This window comes from Sulfitobacter alexandrii (assembly GCF_001886735.1).
Classification (GTDB): Bacteria; Pseudomonadota; Alphaproteobacteria; order Rhodobacterales; family Rhodobacteraceae; genus Sulfitobacter; species Sulfitobacter alexandrii.
This window is the reverse complement of record NZ_CP018076.1, coordinates 1,968,232-1,977,100: the sequence shown is the minus strand read 5'-3', so window position 1 is coordinate 1,977,100 and position 8,869 is coordinate 1,968,232. Positions and strand designations below refer to the sequence as shown.

The following is an 8,869-nucleotide window of genomic DNA, read 5'->3' as shown; positions in this document are numbered from 1 at the left end:
CTCGCCGACCGCCGCGCGCCCCCAGATCAGTCGCGCAGCGGCCCTCAGTTTTTTGCGCGGTATCCCTTCGAGGGCGTCATGGCTTCCGTGTAGGCGTCGGTGACCGCGAGCCGGGCAGGGCGGTTGCCGAGGAAGCGGCGGATGGCTTCCGGCGTGGGCTCGATCGGTTGCTGCGCCTTGTCCAGGACGTCGCCGGTCTTCCAGCCCTTGAAGACCTGCATCAGCCGGGTGATCTCGAACTCGATCATGGCGCCGCGGCTCGAGAGGTCGTCGCCGGTTCCGTAGAAATCGGCGTCGTCCATGGCCTCGAAGATCCCGGTGATCACGATCTCCTTGAACGATCCCCCGGTCGGGACGCAGATCTTCACAGGCCATTCGAAGGGATGGTTTTCGACGAACAGAAAGCTCATGGGGCGGCTCCTCAGCTGAAGGTGATGGCGAACTCGTCGTCGCCCTGGTCGTGGCAAAAGACGAGGTCGAGCGCCAAGCCGATGGTGCCGTCGATGTTCTGCTCGCCGGCGTATTTCAGCTGGACGGCCGGGGCGGCGACGCGGAGCACGTTTCCGGCGCCCGTGCCCAGTTGCCAGACCAGCGGCTGCTTCGCGCCGGACCGTGCAAGCGCCAGAAGGTCGATGGTTGCGGCCGGCGGCATCTCGACCACCATCCGGCCAGTGACATTTCGTTCGGTGATGTCGGTCTCATCGCAGTTCATGAAGCGACCGCGGCGTGGCGTGCGTCCGTCGGTGAAGGTGAAGCTCTGGACGCAAAGTTCCGTGCCATCAACCGTGAAGGCGCTCATGTTGCGCGGCGAGCATTCCGGCGCATCAGGCCAGATGGAGAAGTCCGGTGTGGCGGCCACGGTTGGCTGACCATCGAAGAGCTCGCCCATGAACTTGAACCCGAACATCGGCGGCCGGCGCGTCTCGGCGGTAAAGGTGAGGCCACCGCGCACCTTTTCGGTGACCTGCATCGACTGGGCATCGAGATACTGGAGCGCGATCTCGGGCTTGGCCGAACCTTCAGGCTGCAACGCGTAGCTTGCGGAAGTGTCGGCCACGATGGTTTCCACGAGCCCGGTTGCCTTCAGCAGCTCACCGTAGAGGGGGGCGCTCCCGGCGTCAGGCAGGGCCGCGTCGATCATGAAGTCGAGCCCCATGCTCTCGTTGAAGAGCCGGTCGCCCTGCGCACCCTCGAAGCCGGTGACGAAGTCCTGCGCCTGGTAGTCGCCTTCGATCCGCCGGGTGGTCAGGTCCTTGACGAGCATTTCGGTGGCAGTGTCGTAGGCGGGGATGCCGGCGACCACCGTACGTGTGCCGGAGAGCAGGCGGATGAGGCGGGATTTGTAGCTGGCCATGTTCGGGCTCCTCAGCTGATGGGAATGTGGCGGTTGAGTGCGACGGCGAAATCGTCCTGCCAGAACAACTGGCCGTTTCGGTCGATGCCGCTGACAAGCCGACCGGAGACCGGCTCACAGGCGGTCTCGGCGTCTTCGGGCCGGTGCTGGCAGACCGCGATGATGCCGGCCGTGCGCACCGCGCGGATCGCGCCGTTGGCCACGGTCCCCATCCGGTCTCCGATATCGCGGACCGCCCAGACCACGCCGAAGCGCGCCAGGACGCGCTGGCTCAGGAGGTACTCGGTCTGGTACCGGTTCGCGCCAGGGCTTTCGGCCAGGGGGATCACGTAGGCCGAGGGCCATGCCACGGTCTCGGCGGACAGCGCACCGAAGGAAGCGGCGGTGCCGACAGCGCGCAGGTCGGGCAAGGCCGTCCGGATTGCCGCTGCCACGGAAGCAATGTCGAGGATGCCGGGACGGAGGCTCATCGTGGCACCGCGGCGTCGAGATACTGGACGGCCGCCGCCTCGATGTCGTCACGGTCGAGATCGGAAATCCCCAGGTAGGGGCGTGCCGGGAGGGTGACGCTGCCGACAACGGCGAACTCGCCGTTGGGCAAGCCGAAGGCCAGCGCACCCCCGGCCTTCGGCACGATGGTGCCGCCGGTCTGGTGGATACCGGCGTAGATCACGTTGGTTCCGACTTCCACCTGGGCGGGGCCGGCAAGGTACTGGATGCTGTTGGCCAGCCTGCCGCTGTCGTGCAGCGTCTTGCCGCCGTCGAGTTCGGCACGGAAGGATTTGGGCCAGGCGGCGCCGTCGGGTGCCGTGTTGGTCTCGCGCAGCCGGTCCTTCGTCGATGTCTCGAGAAGGGCGCCGCACATCTCCATGAGGGGCGTCAGGTCTTCCCCTGCCTGGCGATAGAAGCTCAGCACGGATTTGACCCCCGCGAGCTCGAGGCTCATGGTCAGCGTGACAGCCATCAGAAGCGCCTCAGGCTGTCTCGGGTGAAGACCCGCTCGGGCCCTTCGATCGTCATCGCACCTTCGGAGGCCTCGACTTCGGCGCCTCCCTCGCTGTCCCCGATCGACACCTTGCCGTCGCGGATCATCCGCAGATAGCTCATCGCCGCATCGCGCAGTTTCTGCTGGGTTTCGGTGACGCGGCCGGCGTTGGCGTAGAGCCTGTGGATCGCGATGTCGCGGCAGGCTACCCGCAGCATGTCTGGCGGGTTGTCGAGGGGCAGGGCGACCACCTTGGAGATCATCCCGTTCACCTCCGCGGTGCCGTCGCGCAGCGCAGCCTCGAGGCGGCTGTCGTCCACCGTGTCCCCGGCGCCGTCGAAGTCGGTCAGCAGGGCGAGATCCCGGTTCGGGATCGTCTGCTTCAGGTCGTCGACGGTTGCGTAGGTCACGGCTCTCTTCCTCTTGCGACATCCGGGGGCGCGCTTCAGCGCCTACCTTCGAAGGTCCCCTGCGCCCGTGTCGGGGCGGTCTATGGGTGCTGACGGACTTGCGGCCCGGATCAGACCCCCTCTCTCGCGGGGTATGTCGGCTCAGGCCTCGACGACCTGGAACATCGGGTCACGGGCGAGGGCCTTCGCCATCTCCTCCGTGAATTCATCTTCGGGAACCCGGGTCTCGCCCCCATCCCAACGGCGACCGGCGCGCCTGCGACCGCCCGGCACGGCACAGATCACCGTCACCGTAGGACCGCCTTCATCGGCGGCGGCTTCGGCCTCCCGGATGCGCTTGGCGAGCTTTTCATCGCCGATGTTGCCAGGCACCTTGAGGCCAAGGGCTTCCGCCCGGGCTTCGAGCTCTTCGCGAGTGTCCATCTTCCGTCTCCTTGATCGGTTGAATAAAGCGGTCCGGTCCGGCCGGACCGCTCAGGCAATCGACCCGTCGCCTCAGCTGAGGCGGGTTTCCACGTGCAGCTCTGCCGTGTTGCGCCAGGTGTTGGTGGCGCCGGCGGCGTCGCGCTCGTTGAGCAGGATTTCGCGGGCCGCGCCCTCGTTGCTCGGGCCGACCACCAGCAATTTCGGGCGCAGGTTCAGCTTGCGGCCCCGGTGCCCGCGCATTTCCAGCATCGCCCGGCGCGCGGCGGCATAGTTCGCCGGTGTCAGGGCGGCCTTCGAGGCATGGATGGTCTGCCAGGCGCCGAAGCCGGCAGCACAGCGCCGCTTGGCGAGCCACTGGTATTCGTCCTGGTAAGCGACATTCGCGTCCGTGAGGTTGGTCATGGCCGTGAACATCGGCCGTTCGCGATCCTGGAAGATCAGCGGCTTGATCACGCGGCTGGTGTCGATCAGGTACCAGGCCGCGCCCGCGCCGGCGGTCAGGTTGGAGACCGACTGCTCTACGCCATTCTCGTCTTCCACCGGATGGTCGGTATCGAAGAAGAACTGCCCGTCGTAGTGGGTCTCGGTAAAACCTTCCGCCAGCTTCTCCCAGACCAGGTCATCGGGCAGCTCGCGCGCGGTCTGGCCGAAGTCCGAGGCCAGCGTGGCGTACATGCCGACCTGGTCGTCCTTGATGTCGTCGACGCTGACGGCAATCGTGTTCTCGAACTTGCGGTTCGTGATCTGGAAGCCGTCGATCTGGAAGCGGTTGATCACCCGGTCGCCGATCCATTCACGCATGCCGGGGATTTCCGACAGCTTGGGATAGCTTTGGGTGCGTGTTGTCGAGTTCACCGTCATCGCGATGCGGTTGTAGGTGGTCTCCCCGCCGAAGAGGGTGGTGTTGAAGGCCGTGGTGAACGCGAGGTTCAGGGCGGCAAGACTTGCGCTGTTGAGGTCCATGTCAGGTTCCTTGCGTCAGAGGATTTCGACCCAGGCGCCGGCCGCCTCGATCTGGATGAGCTTGCCAGCGACCAGGGTGCCCGTGGCGGCGACAGTGTTGTCGTCGGCCACGTAGACGTCCGAGCCGATGTCGGTACGGTCGAGCCCGGTCTGGTTGAACAGGAACGTGCCGCGCTTGGTTGACGCCGCGATCGCGCCAGCCGCGCCGTCCGTGTTGTCAGCCTCGGCACTCGCGACCCCGCGCATGACCGGCGTGGCGGGCGCGGCCGGCACCGCGTTGCCCGCGGCATCGAGACCGACCATCGCGCCGAGAAAGATCTTCGTGTCGGCCGCGACAGGGTCGGAGAGCTGCTTGCCGCCGGAGGCGAGCTCGGCCGTGGTGCGGTTCTTGGTCAGGTTCGCCATCGATCAGGCATCCTTCTTTGCGGGGACAAGCGGCTTGCCCTGTTTCTGGGCGAGGAAGGCCTCCTCGGAGACGCCGGTTGCGGCGATCACCGCGCGCTCGTCGGCCGTCAGGTGATCGGCGTTCTCGGGAGCGCCTTTCGGGGTGACGGACTTGCCGTCGACGACGACAGGGGCGCTGGCCAGCCAGGTCTTGAACCCGGCAAGGTCCGACGCGGCATACTTGCGCGCCCAGTCCTCCAGTCCGGGTGTGACCTTGCCGGCTTCCATGGCGGCCGTGACCACCGCGCCGGCGCGATCTTCGTTCACCGACGCCGTCAGGGTCGTGAACTTCGCGCTCAGCTCCTGGAAAGCGGACATGGGCACGAACTTCGAAGGGTCGGGATCGGCGCCGCCCTCGGGCGCAGCCGTGATCTTCGCCGCGATCGCGGTTGCGGCGGTCTCGGTGAGCTCACCGGTGAGGCCGGCGGCGGTCACGATCCCGGCGGCGTGCTCCGCCTGGTCGATGGCGCTTTCGGCGGCGGCGAGGACTTTGGCTTCGTCCGTCTCCTCGGGCATGCCGAGTTTGGCGGCGAGCTGTTTCAGCCATTGGGGCATCAGGTCGTTCTCCTGTTGTGATGCGACGAGTGCGAGTTCGGGAAGGGCGGGGTCGTTGGTGAGCCCGGCACGCAGGATGCGGCCGACCTCGGACTGGCCCTCGGGAACGGTGAAGGTGGGAGAGATGAACCGGAAGTGCCGGCCGCGCAGGGCCTCTTCTCCCGCAGGCGTCCATTCGACGGAGGCGACGATCCGCTGGCCACTCACCTCCAGCGAGGTGATCCAGCCCGCGGCACGTCCATCACGATTGCCCTGGCCATCCATCCCGTGCGCGAAGTCGATGGGAAGCATCCCACCCTTCGCGGCCGCCATGGTGCGAGCGATCAGGCCAGCCGCATCGGTCACGCGGCCGACTTCGCCGCGGCGGTCCTGCAGCCGGATGGGACCGAGCGGCATCAGCTCGATCCGGCCGGGCAGCGCCTCGCCGGTGAGCGGCAGGATTTCGGCGGTGCAGGTGAAGGTGCGTTTCGTGGTCATGCCGCGAAATTATGCGGTGCGCCGGCCACAGCCCACGGTGAAGGTCTTCAGGGGGGAGGTGCGAAGTCGGCCTTGCCGTCGGGTGGCCGGCGCCGGGCCAGATTGGGGGCGATCCGGCCCGAAATCAAGCGCTCTGACGCGTCAGGTGCAGATCGCGCCGCAGACCTCGGATTAGGAGGCCATTCGAATACCATTTAAATACCCTAGGATTGACGGCTCGAGATTTTTCGGCCCGACCCCCACGAATTGCAGAGATGGCCCTGAGAGGCGATTTTTTGCGGGTCTTGGAATTTGAGGGGGTGTGGCGCATCCGACCCCTCAGATCACCTGGTCGATGAGACCGCCCATGAGCGGGATCAAGTCGACCGCGGGACCCAGCAACCTTGCGATCCTGCCACTCGGTGCCGCAGCGTAGCTCAGGGTGCCGCGTTCGGCCAGCGCGCGCAACAACGCGTGCCGCGCAACCAGCGTCAATTCGAGACTGCTCAGGGTTTCCCGGCCGGGCCACGCGGCGGCAACATCCTGCGCCCGGCGGTCGAGATACGCGAACCGGGCAGCAAGGTCGGCTTGCGCCTCCGATGCCCGACCGATCCGGAAGATCGAACCGTCCGGATAGACCAGCGCCACCTGGTCGAGGGCAGGGGACGCCAGCAGCTTCGTGACGTCATCGACGCGGAACGGGGCCGACGTTCCCTCCGCCCGGATCAGCACGTTGCGTCCACCGGGGCCGTCAAGGAGGGCGCGCATGTCTTCCGAGAGAGGGGCAGGCTGCCCGTCATCTGCCGAGGTCCTCGTCAGGCCGGCGGGTGGGTCCTCGGGCGGCGCGTCGAGCGCGTAGACCAGGGCCGCGTTGCGCGGGTCGCGCAGCCTCAGCGCTGCCAGTTCCTTCACGTAGCCCCGATCGGCGGCGACATGGGTCGGCGGCAGGTCGAGCGCGCTTGCCGCGTGCCGATCGTCAATCTCCAGCCAGGCCTGGCCCGGATTGGAGGCGAAGGACGGATCAAGCCCGTCGAGCAGCTGGCCTGTTTCTCCCGTGCGCGGATTGGTCCAGGGAGAGGCCTCGAGATCTGCGATCTCCTCGTCGGTAGTCAGGCGCTTGCCTTCCCGCTCCAGCATGCGGTCGTTCATGGGCCGCACGTAGCAGGCGCAGAACCATCCGTTCGGCGGGAATATGCGCCCCCAGAGCGGATGATCGATCGGCAGGATCAGACCGTCGAAAGGTTCATGCTCCTCGCGCTTGGTCTCCCGGTCGACCTGTCGATACTCGAGGTAGGGCAGAAACGCCTTCGTGCGTTGCAGCCTTGCCCATTGGCCCGCCGCGTAGGCGGTGCGCAGGTTCGTGTCGAAGATCACCTTCAGCCGGCGCATCGAGCCAAGCTCGACTTCCGTGAGTTCGCCGGTCACCGGATCGCGCTCGATCCCCTTGCCCCACCAGCCCATCGCCCTGAGCCGTGGCGCCAGGTCCCGCTGAAACTGCTGAAGGGTAGTGCCCTCAGCAAGCCCGGCGTCCACCGCGCTCCGGATCTCCGCAAGGACGTCGTCGCGCATGGCCTTGGCGACGACGAAGCCGCGGGCGTGTTCCTCGCGCCAGAAATCGCGGTAGTCGAAGCGCTGCAGTTGGGGCGCGAAGCCCTTCGACCGGAAGAACTCCAGCGCTTCCCGTGGTGCCAGCGGCTGCAGCTCGATCTCGGCCATGTCAATCGAGCTCCGCGCCGACCTCACCCGCAAGTCGGGCGTTCAGGCTCAGCTTTGCCAGGAGATCGCGCAGGGTCTCGTCTGGCGCGCCGTCGGCCGCCGTGGCGAGGATATCGCGGATGTCTTCGAGGGAGCCTGCGCTGTCGATCGCATCCAGAAGTCCGCCGAGCAGCATGTCCATCCCGTCCTGCGCCGTTCCGCTGTCGATCAGCCGGTCCGCAAGTGCTGCGATCTCGCCCTGGGCCGTGTGCACCTTCATGGCCGCGATCCGGTTGTCGGGAGGGACATCGGGTGTGGCGCCGGTATCCCGGGCCGGGAAGCTCAGGATCGTTTCTCCTTCCTCGGGCTCGCGCAGACCATAGAGGTCGCGGACCTGCTTCTCGGAGATCTTGAGACCCATGGGGCCAAACGTCTTGATCGCGAGCAGGGTCATCCGCGGATCGCGCTCCTCTTCGGCCTCGAACCGGATGCGCGGTGGGGTTGCCGCGTCGCCGAAGTTGAGGACCGTGAGGGGAAGCGCCAGGTCCCGCGCGAGTGTCGATGCCAGCTGCATGGCGTCGGCATCGCGAATGTCTTCGCGCACCAGGTTGTGCACCTTGCCGACGGCATGCCCGCCTGCGATGGCATCGGTGGTGGACACCTGGCCGAGGATGGCCTTGGAGAGCTGCTCGTCCCAGTACCGTGCCGAGCCTTCGAACATCTTGTCGGCGCCGGTCACGTTGCCGTTGACGATCTCGACCTCCATCGACTTCGGCATGATCGCCGCCATGTCGACGCCCAGTCGGCGGACCGCGTTCAAGAGCTTCGCGCGCTCTTCGGCCGTCGCGGTGTTGCCGTGCTTGCCGATGCGCAGGGGATGGCCATAGGCCTCCATGAACACGGCCCAGTCCTTCAGCGTGTAGTTCTTGAACACGTAGGCCCAGGCGGCAAGCCGGGCGAGACCGGAACGGATCGGCAGTCCCGACTTCAACCGGGCACAGTGGAAGACGTACCGATAGGCGGGCAGGGGAAGGTCGCCGTCCTCGTCGCGAAGGAGCGGTGTGCGTCCATCCACCTGGTCGAAACGGAACCAGCGAGGATCGCGATGCTCCAGCCGGGAGATGGTCCAGGGCTTCGTGGTGACGTTCCACATGATCTCCGTCGCCGAATAGCCCTTGCCCAGGGCGTCGAGCATGTCGACAAGGTCATCCATGATCGCGGCCGAGTTCATCGTGGCCCTGACCAGCTCGGCCGCCCGTTCGGACCCGTCATCCTCGGCGCCCGCCTCGACCACGATCTGGAGCCGGCGGATCGCACGCTTGCGCACGCCGAGGACCGCCGCGTAGTGGAGGTCCTTCTCTTCCATCTGCTCGGCAAGCTCGAGATAGGCCGTGGCGTCGCCGGTCTCGGCCTCACGCAGAAGAGCGCCGAGACGGTACGGGGTAAGGCCGTCCGCCGGATGTCCGGACTGGATCTGGCGCACCCCGCCCATGGTTGGCCCGCCGGTTTCCTCGACCAGGTCTGCCTTGGCGGGCGGCTTCAGCGGCGCGCCGTTGATGTCGATCAATCCCATGTTTCGCT

General features: G+C 66.7%; 11 protein-coding genes. All 11 read right to left on the bottom strand.

From position 1 onward, the window contains the following. Nucleotides 1-44 precede the first annotated feature (44 nt). The 11 genes from BOO69_RS09730 to BOO69_RS09680 all read right to left on the bottom strand — a co-directional run bounded on the left by BOO69_RS09730 (nucleotide 45) and on the right by BOO69_RS09680 (nucleotide 8,861). On the bottom strand, nucleotides 45-410 hold the full coding sequence (locus BOO69_RS09730) for a hypothetical protein (RefSeq protein WP_071971990.1): 366 nt from the start codon (nucleotides 408-410) through the stop codon (nucleotides 45-47). Nucleotides 411-421: 11 nt separating this feature from the next. Beyond that, entirely contained in the window at nucleotides 422-1,354 is a 933-nt protein-coding gene (locus tag BOO69_RS09725; RefSeq protein WP_071971989.1) for a phage tail tube protein, read from the bottom strand. A gap of 11 nt (nucleotides 1,355-1,365) precedes the next feature. After that, the gene (locus BOO69_RS09720) at nucleotides 1,366-1,824 is read right to left on the bottom strand and encodes a phage tail terminator protein (RefSeq protein ID WP_071971988.1); all 459 of its coding nucleotides are present in this window, start codon (nucleotides 1,822-1,824) and stop codon (nucleotides 1,366-1,368) included. Continuing rightward, nucleotides 1,821-2,318 carry a phage virion morphogenesis protein gene (locus BOO69_RS09715; protein ID WP_083545494.1) on the bottom strand — a complete coding sequence of 166 codons (498 nt, stop codon included), beginning with the start codon at nucleotides 2,316-2,318 and terminating at the stop codon, nucleotides 1,821-1,823. Before BOO69_RS09715 ends, BOO69_RS09720 begins: the two co-directional genes overlap by 4 nt. Further along, complete coding sequence (locus BOO69_RS09710; protein ID WP_071971987.1) at nucleotides 2,318-2,749, bottom strand: gp436 family protein; 432 nt, start codon at nucleotides 2,747-2,749, stop codon at nucleotides 2,318-2,320. The genes BOO69_RS09715 and BOO69_RS09710 overlap by 1 nt, the downstream gene beginning before the upstream one ends. A 141-nt stretch (nucleotides 2,750-2,890) precedes the next feature. Further along, nucleotides 2,891-3,172: a hypothetical protein gene (locus BOO69_RS09705; RefSeq protein ID WP_071971986.1), complete on the bottom strand. Its 282-nt coding sequence runs from the start codon at nucleotides 3,170-3,172 to the stop codon at nucleotides 2,891-2,893. A 72-nt stretch (nucleotides 3,173-3,244) separates the two neighbouring features. Next, nucleotides 3,245-4,138 (bottom strand): Mu-like prophage major head subunit gpT family protein, encoded by an 894-nt coding sequence (locus BOO69_RS09700; protein ID WP_071971985.1) that lies wholly within the window; start codon nucleotides 4,136-4,138, stop codon nucleotides 3,245-3,247. 15 nt (nucleotides 4,139-4,153) lie between these two features. Further along, the gene (locus tag BOO69_RS09695) at nucleotides 4,154-4,543 is read right to left on the bottom strand and encodes a hypothetical protein (protein WP_071971984.1); all 390 of its coding nucleotides are present in this window, start codon (nucleotides 4,541-4,543) and stop codon (nucleotides 4,154-4,156) included. 3 nt (nucleotides 4,544-4,546) lie between these two features. Continuing rightward, the gene (locus BOO69_RS09690) at nucleotides 4,547-5,614 is read right to left on the bottom strand and encodes a phage protease (RefSeq protein WP_071971983.1); all 1,068 of its coding nucleotides are present in this window, start codon (nucleotides 5,612-5,614) and stop codon (nucleotides 4,547-4,549) included. A 318-nt stretch (nucleotides 5,615-5,932) separates the two neighbouring features. Next, on the bottom strand, nucleotides 5,933-7,309 hold the full coding sequence (locus BOO69_RS09685; protein ID WP_071971982.1) for a phage head morphogenesis protein: 1,377 nt from the start codon (nucleotides 7,307-7,309) through the stop codon (nucleotides 5,933-5,935). A gap of 1 nt (nucleotide 7,310) precedes the next feature. Continuing rightward, nucleotides 7,311-8,861: a DUF935 domain-containing protein gene (locus tag BOO69_RS09680; protein WP_071971981.1), complete on the bottom strand. Its 1,551-nt coding sequence runs from the start codon at nucleotides 8,859-8,861 to the stop codon at nucleotides 7,311-7,313. Nucleotides 8,862-8,869 lie beyond the last annotated feature (8 nt).